At 70.2% G+C, this 18,050-nt stretch carries 20 protein-coding genes and 2 pseudogenes; 7 read left to right on the forward strand and 15 right to left on the reverse strand.

Annotated features, from left to right (window positions below):
- Nucleotides 1-8: 8 nt before the first annotated feature.
- The 4 genes from ACIQHQ_RS14765 to ACIQHQ_RS14780 form a co-directional block, all read right to left on the reverse strand.
- Entirely contained in the window at nucleotides 9-581 is a 573-nt protein-coding gene (locus ACIQHQ_RS14765; protein WP_402612300.1) for a Clp protease N-terminal domain-containing protein, read from the reverse strand.
- Complete coding sequence (locus ACIQHQ_RS14770) at nucleotides 581-790, reverse strand: HTH domain-containing protein (RefSeq protein ID WP_024884443.1); 210 nt, start codon at nucleotides 788-790, stop codon at nucleotides 581-583. The genes ACIQHQ_RS14765 and ACIQHQ_RS14770 overlap by 1 nt, the downstream gene beginning before the upstream one ends.
- A gap of 100 nt (nucleotides 791-890) precedes the next feature.
- Complete coding sequence (locus tag ACIQHQ_RS14775) at nucleotides 891-1,856, reverse strand: zinc-binding dehydrogenase (RefSeq protein WP_402612302.1); 966 nt, start codon at nucleotides 1,854-1,856, stop codon at nucleotides 891-893.
- A 452-nt stretch (nucleotides 1,857-2,308) separates the two neighbouring features.
- Nucleotides 2,309-3,541 (reverse strand): NADP-dependent malic enzyme, encoded by a 1,233-nt coding sequence (locus tag ACIQHQ_RS14780; RefSeq protein WP_402612303.1) that lies wholly within the window; start codon nucleotides 3,539-3,541, stop codon nucleotides 2,309-2,311.
- Between the two features lie 626 nt (nucleotides 3,542-4,167).
- On the opposite strand from ACIQHQ_RS14780, the gene ACIQHQ_RS14785 reads away from it, so the two are divergent.
- The 4 genes from ACIQHQ_RS14785 (at nucleotide 4,168) to ACIQHQ_RS14800 (ending at nucleotide 8,240) form a co-directional block, all read left to right on the forward strand.
- Nucleotides 4,168-5,118: an ABC transporter substrate-binding protein gene (locus tag ACIQHQ_RS14785; RefSeq protein ID WP_402612304.1), complete on the forward strand. Its 951-nt coding sequence runs from the start codon at nucleotides 4,168-4,170 to the stop codon at nucleotides 5,116-5,118.
- Between the two features lie 32 nt (nucleotides 5,119-5,150).
- Nucleotides 5,151-6,092: an amino acid ABC transporter permease gene (locus tag ACIQHQ_RS14790; protein ID WP_402612305.1), complete on the forward strand. Its 942-nt coding sequence runs from the start codon at nucleotides 5,151-5,153 to the stop codon at nucleotides 6,090-6,092.
- Nucleotides 6,089-6,850, forward strand: coding sequence for an amino acid ABC transporter ATP-binding protein (locus ACIQHQ_RS14795; protein WP_402612306.1), 762 nt, complete (start codon nucleotides 6,089-6,091; stop codon nucleotides 6,848-6,850). The genes ACIQHQ_RS14790 and ACIQHQ_RS14795 overlap by 4 nt, the downstream gene beginning before the upstream one ends.
- Nucleotides 6,851-7,580: 730 nt before the next feature.
- Nucleotides 7,581-8,240, forward strand: coding sequence for a CGNR zinc finger domain-containing protein (locus ACIQHQ_RS14800; RefSeq protein WP_402612307.1), 660 nt, complete (start codon nucleotides 7,581-7,583; stop codon nucleotides 8,238-8,240).
- 65 nt (nucleotides 8,241-8,305) lie between these two features.
- On the opposite strand, the pseudogene sodX reads toward ACIQHQ_RS14800, so the two are convergent.
- A pseudogene (gene sodX, locus ACIQHQ_RS14805) lies at nucleotides 8,306-8,791 on the reverse strand (nickel-type superoxide dismutase maturation protease); the annotation flags it as partial.
- Here sodX and sodN point away from each other — a divergent pair.
- Complete coding sequence (gene sodN / locus ACIQHQ_RS14810; protein WP_020136639.1) at nucleotides 8,703-9,098, forward strand: superoxide dismutase, Ni; 396 nt, start codon at nucleotides 8,703-8,705, stop codon at nucleotides 9,096-9,098. The pseudogene sodX and the gene sodN sit on opposite strands and share 89 nt — an antisense overlap.
- Nucleotides 9,099-9,158: 60 nt before the next feature.
- Here sodN and ACIQHQ_RS14815 read toward each other — a convergent pair whose 3' ends face one another.
- Both ACIQHQ_RS14815 and ACIQHQ_RS14820 read right to left on the reverse strand, forming a co-directional pair.
- On the reverse strand, nucleotides 9,159-9,347 hold the full coding sequence (locus ACIQHQ_RS14815) for a hypothetical protein (protein ID WP_402612308.1): 189 nt from the start codon (nucleotides 9,345-9,347) through the stop codon (nucleotides 9,159-9,161).
- Nucleotides 9,348-9,404: 57 nt separating this feature from the next.
- A complete protein-coding gene (locus ACIQHQ_RS14820; RefSeq protein WP_402612309.1) occupies nucleotides 9,405-10,559 on the reverse strand; it encodes an anion permease in 1,155 nt (384 codons plus the stop codon).
- Nucleotides 10,560-10,663: 104 nt separating this feature from the next.
- On the opposite strand from ACIQHQ_RS14820, the gene ACIQHQ_RS14825 reads away from it, so the two are divergent.
- Nucleotides 10,664-11,398: a VOC family protein gene (locus tag ACIQHQ_RS14825; protein WP_402612310.1), complete on the forward strand. Its 735-nt coding sequence runs from the start codon at nucleotides 10,664-10,666 to the stop codon at nucleotides 11,396-11,398.
- Here ACIQHQ_RS14825 and ACIQHQ_RS14830 read toward each other — a convergent pair.
- From ACIQHQ_RS14830 to ACIQHQ_RS14850, 5 genes and pseudogenes are all read right to left on the reverse strand, one after another.
- Entirely contained in the window at nucleotides 11,395-11,631 is a 237-nt protein-coding gene (locus ACIQHQ_RS14830; RefSeq protein WP_402612311.1) for a hypothetical protein, read from the reverse strand. The genes ACIQHQ_RS14825 and ACIQHQ_RS14830 overlap by 4 nt on opposite strands.
- Nucleotides 11,632-11,677: 46 nt before the next feature.
- Nucleotides 11,678-11,931 (reverse strand): annotated as a pseudogene (locus ACIQHQ_RS14835) (sigma factor); the annotation flags it as partial.
- Nucleotides 11,932-11,960: 29 nt separating this feature from the next.
- Nucleotides 11,961-12,374: a YciI family protein gene (locus ACIQHQ_RS14840; RefSeq protein WP_402612312.1), complete on the reverse strand. Its 414-nt coding sequence runs from the start codon at nucleotides 12,372-12,374 to the stop codon at nucleotides 11,961-11,963.
- Nucleotides 12,375-12,460: 86 nt separating this feature from the next.
- Nucleotides 12,461-12,745: a hypothetical protein gene (locus ACIQHQ_RS14845; protein ID WP_402612313.1), complete on the reverse strand. Its 285-nt coding sequence runs from the start codon at nucleotides 12,743-12,745 to the stop codon at nucleotides 12,461-12,463.
- 26 nt (nucleotides 12,746-12,771) lie between these two features.
- Nucleotides 12,772-13,356 (reverse strand): dihydrofolate reductase family protein, encoded by a 585-nt coding sequence (locus ACIQHQ_RS14850; RefSeq protein WP_402612314.1) that lies wholly within the window; start codon nucleotides 13,354-13,356, stop codon nucleotides 12,772-12,774.
- Between the two features lie 397 nt (nucleotides 13,357-13,753).
- Between ACIQHQ_RS14850 and ACIQHQ_RS14855 the strand changes: the two genes are divergently transcribed.
- Entirely contained in the window at nucleotides 13,754-13,846 is a 93-nt protein-coding gene (locus tag ACIQHQ_RS14855; protein WP_402612315.1) for a hypothetical protein, read from the forward strand.
- A 394-nt stretch (nucleotides 13,847-14,240) separates the two neighbouring features.
- On the opposite strand, the gene ACIQHQ_RS14860 is transcribed toward ACIQHQ_RS14855, so the two are convergent.
- From ACIQHQ_RS14860 to ACIQHQ_RS14870, 3 genes are all read right to left on the reverse strand, one after another.
- On the reverse strand, nucleotides 14,241-14,855 hold the full coding sequence (locus ACIQHQ_RS14860; protein WP_402612316.1) for a GNAT family N-acetyltransferase: 615 nt from the start codon (nucleotides 14,853-14,855) through the stop codon (nucleotides 14,241-14,243).
- A 364-nt stretch (nucleotides 14,856-15,219) separates the two neighbouring features.
- Entirely contained in the window at nucleotides 15,220-16,386 is a 1,167-nt protein-coding gene (locus ACIQHQ_RS14865; RefSeq protein ID WP_402612317.1) for a family 2 encapsulin nanocompartment cargo protein polyprenyl transferase, read from the reverse strand.
- Between the two features lie 111 nt (nucleotides 16,387-16,497).
- Nucleotides 16,498-17,904: a family 2B encapsulin nanocompartment shell protein gene (locus ACIQHQ_RS14870; protein ID WP_402612318.1), complete on the reverse strand. Its 1,407-nt coding sequence runs from the start codon at nucleotides 17,902-17,904 to the stop codon at nucleotides 16,498-16,500.
- Nucleotides 17,905-18,050 lie beyond the last annotated feature (146 nt).

The raw sequence follows: 18,050 nt of genomic DNA on the forward strand, positions 1-18,050 counted from the left end.
CGCAGCCCTCAGCCGGCCTTGGCCTCGCCGCCACTGCCGTACAGCACCCGCACCAGGGACTCGTACGTCACCCCGTGGTCGGCGAGGACCTCGGCCGGCACATCGGGACGCAGGGTCAGGGCCAGCAGGATGTGCTCGTCCCCGATGTGCCGGTCCCGCTGGGCGAGAGCGACCCGCAGCGAACGCTCCAGCACGTCCTTGGCACCCCGGCCGAAGGAGACCCGCCCCGACCACCACCGCTTGTCCTTGCGGTCGCCGGCCAGGGCGCCGACTCCGTGCACATCCTCCACCCGGGCGACGATCTCCTTCACGTCGATCCCCAGCCCGGCCAGCGCATCGGTGTCGGCCTGTGTCAGCCCGGCCCGCCGCCGCGCTTCACGCAGCGCCTCGCGCACGGACTCCCGCCGCTCACCGAGCCCGAGAGCCGTGAGCGCGAAGGAGCCGCGACTGCCTTCCCGGTCGAGCAGTGCCAGCAGCAGATGCTCCGGCTCCACACACTGCCCGCCCCCACCGCTCCCCTCCACATGCTCGTACGCGTCCTTCACCACATCCCTGGCGTCCTTCGTGAACCGCTCGAACATCAATGCCTCCCGTACTTCTTGTGCACGGCCTGCCTGCTCACACCGAGTTCGGTGGCGATCTCCTGCCAGGACCAGCCGTGGTTGCGCGCATTGCGCACCTGCACGGCCTCCAACTGCTCCAGCAGCCGGCGCAGCGCGGCGACGGCTCGCAGGCCGACCCGAGGATCACGGTCACCCGCGCGCTCGGCCAGATCCGTTGCTTCGGTCATGATGTCAACCTATGTTGACACCCCGCTCGCGTCAACCCCAGTTGACATACGAAAACGGCCGGCCCGCTCGGACCGACCGTCAACGCACCCTCAGCAGTGCTCAGGGATTCGTCAGCACGACCTTCCCGAACTGTTCACCCGAAGCCAGCCGCTCGAAGCCCTCCCGCGCGCGATCCATGGGCATGACCTCGTCGATGACGGGCCGCACACCGGTGGCGGCACAGAAGGCGAGCAAGTCCTCCAGTTCGTCCTTGGTGCCCATGGTGGACCCGACGACCTTGAGTTCGAGGAAGAAGATCCGGGTCAGCTCGGCGTGCGAGGGCCGGTCACCGCTGGTGGCACCGGAGATCACCAGCGTGCCGCCGGGCTTCAGTGACTTCACGGAATGCGACCAGGTGGCGGCCCCGACGGTCTCGATCACGGCGTCGACCCGCTGCGGCAGCCGCGCTCCGGACTCCAGCGCCTCCACGGCCCCGAGCTCCACGGCCCGCTTCCGCTTGGCCTCGTCCCGGCTGGTGGCGAAGACCCGGAGACCGGCGGCCTTGCCCAGCACGATGGCGGCCGTGGCGACACCACCGCCGGCGCCCTGCACCAGCACGGAGTCGCCGGGGCGGACACCCGCGTTGGTGAACAGCATCCGGTACGCGGTCAGCCACGCCGTGGGCAGACAGGCGGCCTCCTCGAAGGAGAGCTCCTTGGGCTTGGGCAGGATGTTCCAGGTCGGCACGGCGACCTGCTCGGCGAAGGTGCCCTGGTAACGCTCGGTGAGGATGGACCGGGGTTCCTTCGGGCCGACCCCGTGCCCGCTCTGTCCGATCACGGAGTGCAGGACGACTTCGTTGCCGTCCTCGTCGACGCCGGCGGCGTCACAGCCGAGGATCATCGGCAGTTTGTCCTCTGCGAGGCCCACGCCACGCAGGGACCAGAGGTCGTGGTGGTTGAGGGATGCGGCCTTGACCGTGACGGTACTCCAGCCGGGACGGGCCTCGGGAGCCGGGCGCTCTCCCAACTCCAGGCCGGACAGCGGCTGGTCGCGGTCGATTCGGGCGGCGTAGACAGCGAACATGACCTTGACGATAGGTTCCGCGAGGGGCCGAAGGAACCATCCGCCCCTGTGAGACACGCCCTCTTGCCAGGGACGGGCGGTGTGGTGCCGGGCCGGACCCGGCGCGCCGACGTGCAGCCGCAGCCACAGCCACCGGACGACGCGAGGGGACGCGTCGGGGGTGTCCGGCCGCGGCCGGTTGGCGCGTCAAGGCCAGTCAGTCGGCGTGAGACCCCCTCGCGCCGTGCCGAGGAGGACACCACCCGACGCGCCCCCCGGCCCGCCACCGGCAATCAGGCGAAGCACCCCCGCACCCCCGCACCCCACGACCCGGAAACACCCGCACTCCACCGCCGGAGACACCCACACCCCCACCGCCGGAGCACCCGCACACCACCCGAACGGCCCCACCCGAACGCAAAGAAATGGCCCCGCCCGATCCCGGGCGGGGCCACATCACATCTGCGTCGGCCTCAGCGCCGAGCCACACCCTCGGCCCGGGCCGCGGCCGCCACCGCGGCGGTGACCGCCGGAGCGACCCGCTCGTCGAACGGCGACGGGATGACGTAGTCGGCGGCGAGATCGTCCCCGACCACAGCGGCCAGCGCCTCCGCGGCGGCCAGCTTCATCCCCTCGGTGATCCGGGAGGCCCGCACCTGCAGCGCCCCGGCGAAGATCCCGGGGAACGCCAGCACGTTGTTGATCTGGTTCGGGAAGTCCGACCGTCCGGTCGCGACGACCGCCGCGTACTTGTGCGCCACCTCGGGGTGCACTTCGGGGTTCGGGTTCGCCATGGCGAAGACGAACGCGCCCTCGGCCATCGTCGCCACCGCGGACTCCGGGACCGTCCCACCGGACACGCCGATGAACACATCGGCCCCGTTCAGCGCCGACTCCAGCGACCCGGTGATGCCGGCCTTGTTCGTGAACCCGGCCAGTTCCTGCTTCACCGGCGTGAGGTCGTCACGGTCAGCCGACACGACACCCTTGCGGTCGGCCACCGCCACATCCCCGATCCCCGCCTCGACCAGCATCTTGGCGATGGCGACACCCGCCGCGCCGGCGCCGGAGATGACGGCCCTCAGCTCGCCCAGTGCCCGCCCGCTCAGCCGCGCGGCGTTCCGCAGGGCGGCCAGCGTCACCACGGCCGTACCGTGCTGGTCGTCATGGAAGACCGGGATGTCCAGCCGCTCCTGCAGCTTCCGCTCCACCTCGAAGCACCGGGGCGCCGAGATGTCCTCCAGGTTGACCCCGCCGAACGACGGCGCGAGCCGCACCACGGTCTCGACGATCTCGTCGACATCCGTGCAGTTCAGGGCGATGGGAACCGCGTCCACGCCGCCGAACTGCTTGAACAGGATCGCCTTGCCCTCCATCACCGGGAGGGAGGCCTCGGGGCCGATGTCACCGAGCCCCAGCACGGCCGTACCGTCCGTCACGACGGCCACGACCGATGACTTCCACGTGTAGTCGTGCACCAGCTCCGGCTGCTCCGCGATCGCGCTGCACACCTTCGCGACGCCGGGCGTGTACGCCAGGGACAGATCGTCCTTGTCACGGACCGGCACGGTGGCCTGCACGGCCATCTTGCCGCCGCGGTGCAACGCGAACGCCGGGTCGAAGGAGTCGAGGGGCTCCGCACCGCCCTCGTGATCCGTATCGCCGGTCCTGCTCTCGCTGCGAGGATTGACAATCTCCGCTGCCACTTCGTTTTACCCCTTAAATCTTCATTGGTTTGAGGGTGGCCACTCCTGGTGAGGGGTGGGCGGGCACCGCGTAGGCCCATGTCGTGCTTGTACGTGTATACGTACGGGCGCGTACGCGACGGGCGCGCCGCACACGCGCCCTGAGCCCCGGATGAGGGGTGTAAGGACCCTTCTTACCGGACGGACGGCATCGAGGACGAGTCCATAACGCGAAGGTCACATGGCGGCGCTCTGACTCTTCGTCCAAAATCAGGACAAGACCTGGACAAACCCGATACAACCACTCAACCACTGGCGAAGCCCGCGGCCCTCGTGTCGACATCCCGGGATTTACCGAAGTTCTTCCGGCCGGAAGGGGTGATTCCCGTAGAAGGTCCGGCCGTGATGTACCGGAGTGGTGCGGTTCGGGGGTCGCCCGTTATCCGATTTTGACATGACTGGCGCCCAGAATCGCGCAGTCCGAATGGCAAGATGCCGTAATCACACGAGGTCGCGACACTCGAAGACGTGTGCTCTCGTCGACCCACGGCACTGCCGAAACCTTCGGCGTGCCACGGCCGTGTCGAACCCCATCGGCAGCGGCCCGCCCCATCGGCAACTCCACCCATCCGCCGGAGGAACCCACCATGACCGCAAGCTCCACCCGTCGTACGACCGCCGCGCACTCCCGGCTAGCAGCGGTCGGTGCGATCGCGGTCGCAGGCGCGCTGATGCTCACCGGATGCGGTGACCAGACCAAGGACACCGGCTCGAGCGACACCGCGGCCTCGGCCCCGCTCGCCGACAAGCTGCCCAAGGCCATCCGCGACAAGGGTGTCATCAAGGTCGGCTCCGACATCGCCTACGCCCCGGTCGAGTTCAAGGACAGCTCCGGCAAGGTCGTCGGCATCGACCCCGACCTCGCCGCCGCCATGGGCAAGCAGCTCGGGGTCACGTTCCAGTTCGAGAACGGCACCTTCGACACGCTGATCACGGGTCTGCGCTCCAAGCGGTACGACATCGCCATGTCCGCGATGACCGACACCAAGGACCGCCAGGAGGGCATCGACTCCGACACCGGCAAGAAGGTCGGCGAGGGCGTCGACTTCGTGGACTACTTCACCGCCGGTGTCTCGATCTACACCAAGAAGGGCGACGACCAGGGCATCAAGACCTGGTCCGACCTGTGCGGCAAGAAGATCGTGCTGCAGCGCGGCACCGTCTCCGAGGACCTCGCCAAGGCGGAGTCGAAGAAGTGCCCGGGCGGCAAGAAGATCGCCATCGAGTCCTTCGACAACGACCAGCAGGCCCAGACGCGGCTGCGCGCGGGCGGCGCCGACGCCGGCTCGTCCGACTTCCCGGTCGCCGCGTACGCCGTGAAGACCTCCGGCGGCGGCAAGGACTTCCAGCTGGTCGGCGAGCAGGTGGAGGCCGCTCCGTACGGCATCGCGGTCGCCAAGAACCAGACGCAGCTGCGGGACGCCCTCAAGGCCGCCCTCGACGCCGTCATCGAGAACGGCGAGTACGAGAAGATCATGAAGAAGTGGGGCGTCACGGATGGCGCCATCGAGGAAGCCACCATCAACGGCGGCAAGTGACCGCGACGCAGCGGCACTGAAAGGCAACACCCGTGACTGTTGACATCGACAAGACCCCGGCCGACACGCCCCCGGCCGGGCCGGAGGCCATCAAGGCCATCCCGGTCCGGCACTACGGGCGGTACGTGTCCGCCGCCGTCGCCATCGCCCTGCTGGCCGGGGTCGTCTACGCGTTCGCCCAGGGCAAGATCAACTGGGACGCGATCCCGGACTACTTCTTCGACGACCGCATCCTCGACGGCGTCGGCAAGACGCTCCTGCTGACCGTGCTGTCCATGGCGATCGGCATCATCGGCGGCGTCCTGCTGGCCGTGATGCGCCTGTCGAAGAACCCGGTGACCTCGTCGATCGCGTGGTTCTACATCTGGTTCTTCCGCGGCACCCCGGTCCTGGTCCAGCTGATCGTCTGGTTCAACCTGGGCCTGGTCTTCGAGTACATCAACCTCGGGCCGTTCTACAAGGACGAGTGGTCGGACTTCATGACCCCGTTCCTGACGGCGCTGCTGGGCCTCGGCCTGAACGAGGCCGCGTACATGGCGGAGATCTGCCGTGCCGGCCTGCTCTCGGTCGACGAGGGCCAGACCGAGGCGTCGCACGCCCTCGGCATGAGCCACTCCAAGACGCTGCGCCGGATCGTCATCCCGCAGGCGATGCGCGTGATCGTGCCCCCGACGGGCAACGAGGTCATCAACATGCTGAAGACGACCTCGCTGGTCTCGGTCGTCCAGTATCCGGAGCTGCTCCGTGCCGCTCAGGACATCGGGCAGACCTCCGGCGCCCCCGCCGAGATGCTGTTCCTGGCGGCGGCCTGGTACCTGCTGCTGACCTCGGTCTTCAGCATCGGCCAGTACTACCTGGAGCGGTACTACGCGCGTGGTTCGAGCCGGTCCCTGCCGGCCACCCCCTTCCAGAAGATCAAGGCGAACGTGCTGTCCCTGTCCAACCGCTCGGCGTCGACGGGAGGCACCGCATGACCGCCATGGTCAAGGCCGAGGGCGTCCACAAGTCCTTCGGCGCCGTAGAAGTCCTCAAGGGGATCGACCTTGAGGTGAAGTCCGGCGAGGTGTTCTGCCTCATCGGTCCCTCCGGCTCCGGCAAGTCCACCTTCCTCCGGTGCATCAACCACCTGGAGAAGATCAACGCCGGCCGCCTGTACGTCGACGGCGAGCTGGTCGGCTACCGGCAGAAGGGCGACAAGCTCTACGAGCTGAAGGACAGCGAGGTCGCCGTCAAGCGCCGGGACATCGGCATGGTCTTCCAGCGCTTCAACCTGTTCCCGCACATGACGTCCGTGGAGAACGTCATGGAGGCGCCGATCCAGGTCAAGGGCGTGAGCAGGGCCAAGGCCAGGGAACGCGCCCTGGAACTGCTGGACCGGGTGGGCCTGGCCGACAAGGCGGGCAACTACCCCTCGCAGCTCTCCGGCGGCCAGCAGCAGCGCGTCGCCATCGCCCGGGCCCTCGCCATGGACCCGAAGCTGATGCTGTTCGACGAGCCGACCTCGGCACTCGACCCGGAGCTGGTCGGTGACGTCCTGGACGTCATGCGCGACCTGGCCGAATCGGGAATGACGATGATCGTCGTCACCCACGAGATGGGTTTCGCCCGCGAGGTGGGCGACAGCCTGGTCTTCATGGACGGCGGTGTGGTGGTGGAATCCGGTCACCCGCGCGAGGTGCTGACGAACCCGCAGCACGAGCGGACGAAGTCGTTCCTGTCCAAGGTGCTCTGACGTCACGCACGCGAAGGGGCGGTACGGGGTGTCCGTACCGCCCCTTTCGCCTGCCTGCTTCCCGGACGGCAGCAGGTGTCCGAGGGCGAGCCCCGCACCGGCCCGGCCTCGCCGACCCCCTCCTCGCTCGCACGCGCGACGCCGGGCCGACCACATGTCACCGCCCGCGTGCTCTCCGTGGAGCGCTGGCGCCGGGCCGTGGATCCGGCGAGGAGCAGGCCCTCGCGGCGAGCTGCCACCACACAGTCCGGTCGAGGAGGCCGCCCCACTCGGCCCGATCCGCGCGGACGCCCCGCCGCGCCGTGGATCCGGCGAGGAGCAGGCCCTCGCGGCGAGCTGCCACCACACAGTCCGGTCGAGGAGGCCGCCCCACTCGGCCCCACCCGCGCGGACGCCCCGCCGCGCCGTGGATCCGCGATCCACGCGAACGCGCCGCCGCGCCCGCACCGGCGGGTTGATCCGGGGCGTCGACTCGTCGATCATGTGCTCCGCGTTCATGAAGGCACTGCCGGCGAGGTCGAGGACGCGCGGGGCGGTGCCCGCGAAGGTACGGCAGCACGATCGGGAATCGCGCCTGCCGCAGGTCCCGGTTCTTCTGCCGGGGGGCCGGCCGGCGGTGGCCTCAGGTTGTCGGGCGTCCGCCGCCGAGCCCTTCGTAATACCCTGGATGCACCATCAGCTGTTACAAGTGCGCACCCACGACCATGAAGCCCCTCCGTAAGGACTCCAAGTGGAACTGGCCTATTACTCGGACTACGCCGTGCGCCTCGTCAACACCGAGGAGCCGGCCCGGGGCAAGGACGCCCTGACGTCGGTCGAGGCCATCCGCGATCTGTTCGGCGGCCAGCAGTCCGCGGCCCGCCGCGCCACCGACGCGGACGTCACCCGCTTCCGCTCGGTCCGGGCCCGGCTGCGCGCGGTCTTCGAGGCGGCCGACTCGGGCGACGAGAGGCTCGCCGTCGACCTGCTGAACTCGCTGCTGCTGGAGTTCCCGGTGAGCCCGCAGATCTCCGGGCACGACGTCCGTGACGACGACGGCCGCCCCCTGTGGCACATGCACCTGGCGGACCACCCGTCGAACGCCACCGCGGGCTATGCGGCGATCGCGGCGATGGGCCTGGCGTTCCACCTGACCGAGTACGGCGTGGACCGCCTCGGCCTGTGCGAGGCCGCCCCCTGCCGCAACGCCTACCTCGACACCTCCACCAATCGCTCCCGGCGCTACTGCTCCGACCGCTGTGCGACCCGCGCCAACGTGGCGGCCTACCGCGCCCGCAAACGCCTGGAGGCCGCCCGGCCCGACCTGCCCGAAAGGACAGGCCTGGCCGCCGACAGCGCCCAGCCCAGCAGCGCCCCCGGCGACCGCCGGTCCGGCCTGCGCGGCCGGTAGCGGAACCGGACCCGCCCGAGGACCAGTTCGTCGGGCACGACGCCGTAGTCGGTGCTGTCGCCGCCGGCGTACGCGTTGTCCCCGAGCACCCACCAGCCGCTCTCGCGCCGCTGGGCAACCCGCTTGACGACCAGCAGGTCCTGCTGGAAGGGGTGCCGCAGCACCACGACGTCCCCGGGCCTGACCCGGGCCCCGTAGTGCACCAGGAGCCGGTCCCCGTGGTGCAGTGTGGGCACCATGGACGGCCCGGTCACCTCGGCCAGCCCGAAGGGCGGGGCCGGCCTCCCCCGCTCGGACTCCTGCGGCAGCTCCGGCATCACCCGGCACCTCCCCGGTTCTTCGTCCACCAGTCTCAGTCTCACCCCGGACTTTTGTCCTAAGCCCATGGGGGCACCCGCCAAAAGCCGTCCCTCACGGAGTAATGTCCCCTGTGAGAAGACGATCACGAGGAAGGAATGCTCCATGCTTTCCCGCCTGTTTGCCCCCAAGGTCAAGGTCAGTGCGCACTGCGACCTTCCCTGCGGTGTGTACGACCCCGCCCAGGCCCGCATCGAGGCGGAGTCGGTGAAGGCCGTGCAGGAGAAGATGGCCGCCAACGACGACCCGCACTTCCAGGCGCGCGCCACCGTCATCAAGGAGCAGCGCGCCGAGCTCGCCAAGCACCACGTGTCGGTGCTGTGGAGCGACTACTTCAAGCCTCCGCACTTCGAGAAGTACCCGGAGCTGCACCAGCTGGTCAACGACACCCTGAAGGCCCTCTCGGCCGCCAAGGCGTCGACCGACCCGGCCACCGGCCAGAAGGCGCTGGACTACATCGCCCAGATCGACAAGATCTTCTGGGAGACCAAGAAGGCCTGACCGCCTCGTACGACGAAGGGGCCCGACCGAGAACCGGCCGGGCCCCTTCGTCGTGGCGCCCTACCGGGGGGGACGATCAGGTGTCCCGTACGCCACCACGGCCGTGCGGGCGAGGAAGCACAGGGTGGCCTGGGCGAGACCGAGGGCGGACGCGCCGCCCCGCTGCTCGCGGGTGCCCTCCAGCCGGGCGAGGCCGCGGACGCCGAGCACGAAGACGACGACCACGGTGACGGAGGCCTCGACGCTCACCCGCGGTGGCCCGGCCGAGCGCGGTCCGGTCCAGATGCATGTCCGGCTCCCTGTCTCTCAGGCGGCCGTGCCGACCTTGGCCGGCTGCTGGGTGCGGATGCCGACCTCGTGCGCGTCGTTGACGTTGCGCGCGTGCACCGGGTTACGGCGCGAGACGACCACCATGCCCGCGGCGAGGACCGTGCCGACCAGCGCGACGACCGCCGTGCCGGCGTCCCCGCCGTTCTGCACGACCGCGGCGATCAGGCCGCCGACCAGTGCGGCGGCGGGCAGGGTGACCGTCCAGGCGACCGCCATCCGCCCCGCCACGCCCCAGCGGATCTCCGCGAGTCTGCGACCGAGGCCCGCGCCCAGGATGCTGCCCGAGGCCACCTGGGTGGTGGACAGGGCGAAGCCGAGGTGGGCGGAGGTCAGGATGACGGTCGTGGAGGCCGTCTCGGCCGCGAAGCCCTGGGGCGACTGGATCTCGGTGAGGCCCTTGCCCATGGTGCGGATGATCCGCCAGCCGCCCAGGTAGGTGCCGAGGCCGATGGCGAGGCCCGCGGACGCGATGACCCACAGCGGCGGTCCCGCGTCATGGCCGAGCGCACCGACCGAGATCAGCGTGAGGGTGATGACGCCCATGGTCTTCTGCGCGTCGTTGGTGCCGTGGGCGAGGGAGACCAGCGAGGCGGAGGCGATCTGGCCGATACGGAAGCCCCGGGTGACGGAGTCCTCGCGGGCGCGGTCGGTCAGCCGGTAGGCGAGGTGGGTGGCGAGCAGCGCGGCGACACCGGCCACCACCGGCGAGGCCACCGCCGGCACCAGCACCTTCTCAACGACCTTGCCGAAGTCGACGCCGTGGCTGCCCGCCCCGACCCACACGGCCCCGATCAGCCCGCCGAACAGGGCGTGCGAGGAGCTCGAGGGCAGCCCGACCAGCCAGGTCAGCAGATTCCAAAGGATCGCGCCGACGAGCCCCGCGAAGATCATGCCCGGGGAGACGAGGGTGTCGTCCACGATGCCGCCCGAGACGGTCCTGGCGACCTCCGTGGACAGGAAGGCACCGACGACGTTGAGGACACCGCTGATCAGGACCGCCGTACGGGGAGCGAGCGCGCCGGTGGCGATGGACGTGGCCATCGCGTTCGCCGTGTCGTGGAATCCGTTGGTGAAGTCGAAGGTGAGTGCCGTGACGATGACGACCGCCACGAGGAACGTGATGTGGTCCATTCCTGCATGCAAACAAGCGCGGGCCAATGGACGGGCAACGGTGCGCAACGGCTGGTCAAGGTTCACGCGGGTGGCCGTGGCGCGCGCCCTCTACGATCGCGCCCATGAGGATCAGCTGGACGTACGCCTTCATCGACCGCCCGCGTGAGGCCTTCGGCGCCGCCTGCGACTTCTGGACGGCGGTCACGGACACCCGACTGTCCGAACTGCGCGGAGACCACGACGAGTTCGTCACCCTGCTGTCCGACGGCGCCGACGCATGCGTGAAGATACAGGCGGTCGGGCCGCGTTCCGGCGGCGCGCACATCGACTTCTGTGTGGACGACGTACCGGAGTTCGCCGCCGCTGCGGTACGGCTCGGCGCGAGTGTCGTGGCGGACCTCGGTTCCCTCGTCGTGCTGCGTTCGCCGACCGGCCAGTTGTTCTGCGCGGATCCCTGGCGCGGGCAGTCGTCGCGCCCGGACGTGGTGCGGGGCAGCCGGCTCGACCAGGTGTGCGTGGACATCGCGCCCTCGGCCTACGACACCGAAGTCGCCTTCTGGAGCGCGCTGCTCGCCGGCTGGGAGTCGCTGCCGGGCTCCCTGCCCGAGTTCCACGTGGTCAAGCCGCCGCCCGGTCTTCCGGTCCGTCTGCTCCTGCAACGGCTCGAGGAGGAACGTCCGGCCTCCGCCCACCTCGACCTCGCCTGCGCGGACGTCACGGCGACCCGGGCGCGGCACGAGGAACTCGGAGCCGCGTTCGTGTCCGCCTTCTCCGGCTGGACGGTGATGCGCGACCCGGCGGGCGGCACGTACTGCCTGACCACCAGGAATCCGGTGACGGGCGGCCTGGACGGCTAAGGGGCCTCGTAGGCCCCGTAGGCGCAGTCGACAGCCAGGCCCTCGTCACGCCTCGGACAGGGCGGCAGGTCCGGTGGCTCGTCGAGGTCGGTCTCCATCCAGACGTACGGTCCCCGGGGCTTCGTGGAGTCCTGCATCCACAGCGTCAGCCCGCCCGCGACGGCCACGATCAGCGCCCACACGATCACCACCATGCGCCACACCCCGCTGCGGCGCTCCCCCGGTCCGCCCATGCCGCACACGCTAGTCGATCGACTGTGCCGCCCGGGCCCGGAGGTTGCGCTCCTCCCACTGCCGCCGGGTCCCCTCGCTGCGCGGGGTGCCGGTGAGCCGCCGTGCGGCGACCATGATCAGCCAGCCGCGAGGGTTGCCGGGCACGCCCGCCGAGGGCCACTGCGCGGCCGCCGCGAGCAGCGCCTCCTGTACGGCGTCCTCGGCCGCGTCGAAGTGCCCGTACCGCCTGACCAGCGCGCCGAGAACCTGCGGCGTGTGGCGTCCGGCAGCAGGTCCTCGATCTCGGCTGCGTTCCTCACCAGCGTGTCCGTCGGTGCCGGCCCGTTTCTCAGATGTCCCCGGAACCGTCCATGATCGGGCGGATCACGACGGGGTAATCGGGGGCGCCGGCCGGCTGAGGGCAGCCGGCGACACGGGCGGCGATCTCCGTGACCCGCTCCAGGCTTTCGCACTCCAGGACCCAGTAGCCGGCCAGCAGCTCCTCGGTCTCGCTGTACGGCCCGTCGGTGATCACAGCCTTGCCGTCGTCACCGAGGGTGACGTGCCGGGTCTGCGCCGGCTCGGCCAAGCCCTGCCCGTCGACGAGCTCGCCCGTCTCGGCCAGGTCGTCGTTGATGGCGCCCATGTAGGCGAACATGGTCTGGAGCTCCTCCTCGCTCCAGCCCGGGGAGTTCGCCGACGTCCTGCCGCGCATGGCTTCGTAGTCCGCCTGTGTGCCCTGCACCATGACCAGGTACTTCATCGGTCCGCTCCTTCGGCTCTCACCGCCCTGCCGGGCGGCTCTTCACGCGGGACGTCGAAGCCGGGCCGCAGATCTCGACACGCATCTCAGGAGTTTTTCGGGACGGTTTCCCCGGGAGCGGTTTCGGGCCGGGGCGTGGTGGGCGGAGTGGCGGGCCGTGCGGGCTCGGCCCGCTGAGGACCGTCGGCGGGCCGGGTGTCCTCGCCGGTACCGCCGCTGTCGGCGCCCTCTGTGTCGGAGGCGCCGCACTCGGGGTTGCGGCATGGGCCCGCCACCCATCGCGGGACCCATGTACCCAGCGTCTTGTGGCGCCGGACGACTGTTTCCACTGGCTGTCCGCAGGCCGGACAGACGTGTTGTTCGCTGCCCATGTCCCCAGGGTAGGCCGGTCGGGAGCTCAGCGCTTCCTGCTGTACGTGCGGACCAGCACGCCGTTGCCGAATGCGCGCACGGACTCCAGGGTGAAGTCCGAGATCATGACCCCGGAGCCGAACATCGGCATGCCCGAGCCGTACACCATGGGGTAGGTCTTGACGATGATTTCGTCGATCTCGTCGAGCAGTTCACCGGCGACCTTCGAGCCGCCGCACAGGTAGATGCCGAACTCGTTCTCCTCCGCCTTCAGTTCGCGGACCTTGCCCACCAGGTCGTCCGCGATGATCTCGACGTTCGGGTCGGGCGACTTGGCCAGGGTGCTGGAGACGACGTATTCGCGCAGGTGGGCGTAGGGGCTGGTGATGCCTTCCCGTAGGGCGAGGTCGTAGCTGCGCCGCCCCTGGATCAGGGTGTCGAACCGCTTGTTCGGCAGGTCGTCGATGCCGAGGGCCCGGCGGGGGTGGGTGGGCAGGGTCTCCGGGTGTTCCGCCTTGAGGAAGGCGAGGAACTCCTCGTCGACGAAACGGATCATCGACGTCCCGTCGCCGCTCGGGTCGCCGATGAAGCCGTCGATGGAGCAGGCGATGACATACGTGAGCTTTCGCAAGCCGGGTCTCTTTTCGTGGGCTGACACGGTAACGACTTCACTTGTAGTACTTTCACTGTAGTGGTTGCAAGCCGATAGCCGAGAATCATCGGAAGTGGGAGAAGGAACTCCGCATGGTCGGCAAACCCGGGGCGAGCCAGGCCGCGCTCGTCGACGAGGTGTCGAGGTGTCGAGGCACTCGCACGCGAGGCGGCGCGCGGCTGACCTTCCGCACCGTGGACGTGAAGGCCCGGGAGCCCGTCGGGACCGCATCGAACTACGTCACCGGACGCGCCGACCTGCTGCGCCAGATCGACACCCGATTGCACGCACGGCTCGCGCCCGACCCCGACGTGGCCGCCCGGCTGAGACGCGGCCGAAGGACCGTTCGCTGGTCACGGCCTTCATCCACGGCCTCATGGCCCGCGCGACCCGCGACCGCACGGGCTGTCTGGCCCTGATGGAGCCACGCCTGGAGGCGACCCGGCGCCCCGAACTGCTCGCTTCCTGAACCAAGTCGGTGCGCGAGGATCTGAAAGAGGCGGCCTGGAGTTCCACCGCACGGCCGCACGGCCGGGCTGCCGGGCTGCCGGGCTGCCGGGCTGCCGGGTGGCGACGAGTCCCTCGCCGTGCTGTATCTGGCCATGCTCGGGCTGATCCTGGAGCAGATGACCTTGCCCGGCGTGCTGAAGGGCGTACTGGAGGGCGTACTGCCGGGGGTGGGAGTGCCCGACGGTCTGGTGGAGCGGATCGTGGCGACGGTACTGCCGGTGGGCGACCGGCCACGACGAGACCTCAGGGGCGCAGGGGGCTCGGGGCGGGCACGGCTGCGAGAGTGCCGTCGGCGGCCGAGGGGCGGGGGCGAGAGGGGGCGCCGGGCGGTATACGTCCTCTCCCGGCAGGGCCTACGAGGGCCGGTGCGCTCCGGGCTCGCGCCACATGGGCCACATGGCCGGGCCGTCGGGGAGGCCGAGGGCCGGGCCGGCCGACTCGAACCCGAGGCGCTCGTACAGCTTCCGGCTGCGGGCGCTGCTGGCCTCCAGGTAGGCGGGCAGACCCTCGCGGTCGCAGCGGTCGAGGACCTCCTGGATGAGAGCGGTGCCGAGGCCCTCGCCCTGGCGGCCGGGGGCCACGCCGATCATCCACAGGTACTCGTGCGCCCGCCCGGTGGGATGGACGGCGGCCGTCAGCCGGCCGATCGCCTCGATGCGCTCGTTCTCCGGGTCGACGGCCTCCCGCACCTGGGACGGGCCTGCGTCCTCTGCGTCACTGCCGTGGTCCTCACCCGCGGGCACGGGGAGCCACAATGCGCAGGCCGAGCCGTCCTCGGTGACGTCGATGCGGCCGGCCGCGAGCACGATGTCCGTGAAAGCGGCCATCAGCCCGGGGTGTTTGGCACGGCGGTCCTCCGCCTCGGGGAAGACCCAGCCGCTCACGGGGTCGTCCTGGAACGCCTCGTCCAGAAGCTGGATGATCAGCTCCCTGTCCCCTTCGCCCGCCGTCCGGATGGCCACGCCCATGCCCCGCCCCTTCGCTCGCCCCGACGGGCGTCGATCGTAGGGTGGTTGGCCCACGCGGAGGGGTACGCGCAGGATCTTGGCGGGATTCGATCGAACATTTGCCCAAACTCGACCAGTACGGGAAAGGGGCGGGTCCCGCACACCGTGGGGCAGTGCGGGACCCACCGACCGGAGGCCGGTGACCGTGCGGGGTCAGGAGCCGCACGGCCCCGGCACTCCGGGGCTCTTGGGCCTTCGGCTCGCCCGAAGGCCGTCACATGCTGCCGCTCATCGGCCTGCCGTCGCCTGCGACCGCCCGACAACCGGTCGGCCGGCCATCATCGGCGCCCCTCGACCGCTGCCGCCCGAACAGCGTCACCGGTCGTCAACTGGTGCGCCGGGTCACGAATTCGGCGAGGGCCAGCAGCCCACCCGCCGCCTCCGGGTCCGGCACCGCGCGAGCCAGCTGCTGCATCGCCCGGGCCATCCGGTCGGCCGCCTGACCCTGTGCCCAGTCTCGGCCGCCCGCGCGCTCCACGGTCAGGGCCATGTGGTCCAGGTCCTCCTTCTCGCTGGGCCGTGCGTACAGTTCGGCGAGTTCGGCCGCCGCCGGTGTGCCGGAGGCGAAGGCCGCGACCACCGGCAGGGACTTCTTGCGGGCGGCCAGGTCGGCACCGACGGGCTTGCCGGTACGGCGCGGGTCACCCCATATGCCGATGACGTCGTCGATGAGCTGGAAGGCGAGGCCGGCCTCCCGGCCGAACGCGTCCAGCGCCGCCACTTCCGCGTCCGAGGCACCCGCGTACAGCCCGCCGATCGCACAGGCACCTCCGAGGAGGGCGCCTGTCTTGGCCTCCGCCATGGCGAGCACCTCGTCGAGTGTGACCTCGCTCGGGGCACACCGTTCCAGGGCCGTGTCCGCGTGCTGCCCGGCGCACAGTTCGACCACACAGTCCGCGAGCCGGGCGGCGGCGGCCGGAGACGCCGGATGCGGGTCCTGCGCGAGCAGCCGCAGGGCCAGCGCTTGCAGGGTGTCTCCCGCGAGGATGGCGTCGGCGTCGCCGAACACCGTCCAGGCGGTGGGCCGGTGCCGGCGGGTGGTGTCACGGTCCATCACGTCGTCGTGCAGCAGCGTGAAGTTGTGGATCAGCTCCACGGCCGCTGCCGCCCGAGCCGCCCCCGCCCGCGCTTCGGGCCCTCCGAGGGCGGTTGCCGCGGCGAGCACCAGCGCGGGCCGGATCGCTTTGCCCGAACCTCCGTCCGCGGGGGTGCCGTCGGCCTGCTCCCAGCCGAAGTGGTAGAGCGCGATCCGGCGCATCGGCCCGGGCAGCGAGCCGAGCGCGGCCCGCAGCACCGGGCCGACCTCCGCCCGGGCCTGCTCCAGCAGCATGACCGCCTCGTGCTCTTCGACCGGCTCCGGCCCGCGGTCCGGCTGTGTCCCGATGACCCCCCGTCCTTCCGTCCCGGCCGCCTGCCGGGGCTCGGCGCCGCGCTGTCCACCGGGGATGGGCAGCGTCGTCTCCGTCCTGGACTCCGTGAGGGACTCACTCATGGGACCACCTCGGAGAAGGAGCGGACGGTGGCGCTTCCGCTGCCGCTGGGCTCACACCCGGAGGATGTACCCGCCCTGAGGGGCGGGAACACGGCCGGCATACCGGGAGCGTCACTGCCAGCGGCCGATCTCGACGTTCTCCAGGACACCGAGCGCGTCCGGTACCAGCACCGCGGCCGAGTAGTACGCCGTGACCAGGTACTTGATGATGGCCTGTTCGTTGATGCCCATGAAGCGCACCGACAGGCTCGGCTCGATCTCGTCCGGGATGCCGGAGGCGCGCAGGCCGATGACACCCTGGTCGGCCTCGCCGGTACGCAGCGCGATGATGGACGTCGTACGGGTGTCCGACACCGGGATCTTGTTGCACGGGAAGATCGGCACACCTCGCCAGGTGGGGATGCGGTTGCCGCCCATGTCGATGGTCTCGGGTACCAGTCCGCGCTTGTTGAGCTCGCGTCCGAACGCGGAGATGGCGCGCGGGTGCGCGAGGAGCATCTTGGTGCCGCGGCGCCTGCTGAGCAGTTCGTCCATGTCGTCCGGGCCGGGTACGCTGTCGTGCGGCTGGATCCGCTGGTCGTACTCGCAGTTGTGCAGGAGCCCGAAGTCGCGATTGTTGACGAGCTCGTGCTCCTGGCGCTCCTTCAGCGCCTCGACCGTCAGCCGGATCTGCTGCTCGGTCTGGTTCATGGGCTGGTTGTAGAGGTCGGCCACGCGCGTGTGGATGCGCAGCACGGTCTGGGCGACGCTCAGTTCGTATTCACGGGGCCGGGCGTCGTAGTCGACGAAGGTGTGCGGGATGTCCGGCTCGCCGGAGTGGCCGGAGGAGAGGTCGATCTCCTTCTCGCCGTAACGGTTGGAGCGTTGCGAGGGGATGGAGCGGCGCTGCTGGAGGTGTTCGCGCAGGGTGTCGGAGCGCTCCGCGATCTGCTCGAACTCCTGGCGGGGCAGCACGAGCACGGTGCACGCGGTGAGCGCGCGGGCCGTGTACTCCCAGATCGCGTCCTCGTTCAGCAGCGCGTCGTCGCCGAAGTAGGCGCCGTCGGCGAGCACTCCGAGGGACTCGTCGTCCCCGTACGGGCCCGTGCCGACCTTCTCCACCCGGCCGTGCGCCAGGAGGTACACCTCGTCGGACGCGCTGCCGAACGAGACGATGACCTCGCCCGCCGGGATCTCCCGCTGCTCGCACCGGCGGGCGATCTCGAAGAGCACCTCCTCGTCCTCGTACGACCGCAGTGCCGGGAGCTCGCACAGCTCCGCGGGGATGATCTCGACGCGGTCGCCCGTCTTCACGAACGTCAGCCGGCCGTCGCCCACGGCGTACGTCAGCCGTCGGTTCACCCGGTACGTACCACCCTGGATGTCGACCCACGGCAGCATCCGCAGCAGCCAGCGGGAGCTGATCTCCTGCATCTGTGGCACGGACTTGGTCGTGGTGGCCAGGTTCCGCGCGGCCGCCGTGCCGAGACTCTGCTGCGGCTTGGTCTGCTCCGTGCGGACCTCTTCGCCTACCGACATAGAGAACTGCCCTCCCGGTTGTGACCGACGCCCATATGCCCCGGGCATCGATGTGCACGGGCAAGCCTTCCTCACTCAGCGTCGTGGTGCTATTACCCGAAAGAGCGGGAATGGATCTTTGCCCGGCTGGGCAGAGGGGGCCTGTT

Origin of the sequence: Streptomyces sp. NPDC092370, from assembly GCF_044755265.1 — a bacterium.
Taxonomy (GTDB): Bacteria; Actinomycetota; Actinomycetes; order Streptomycetales; family Streptomycetaceae; genus Streptomyces.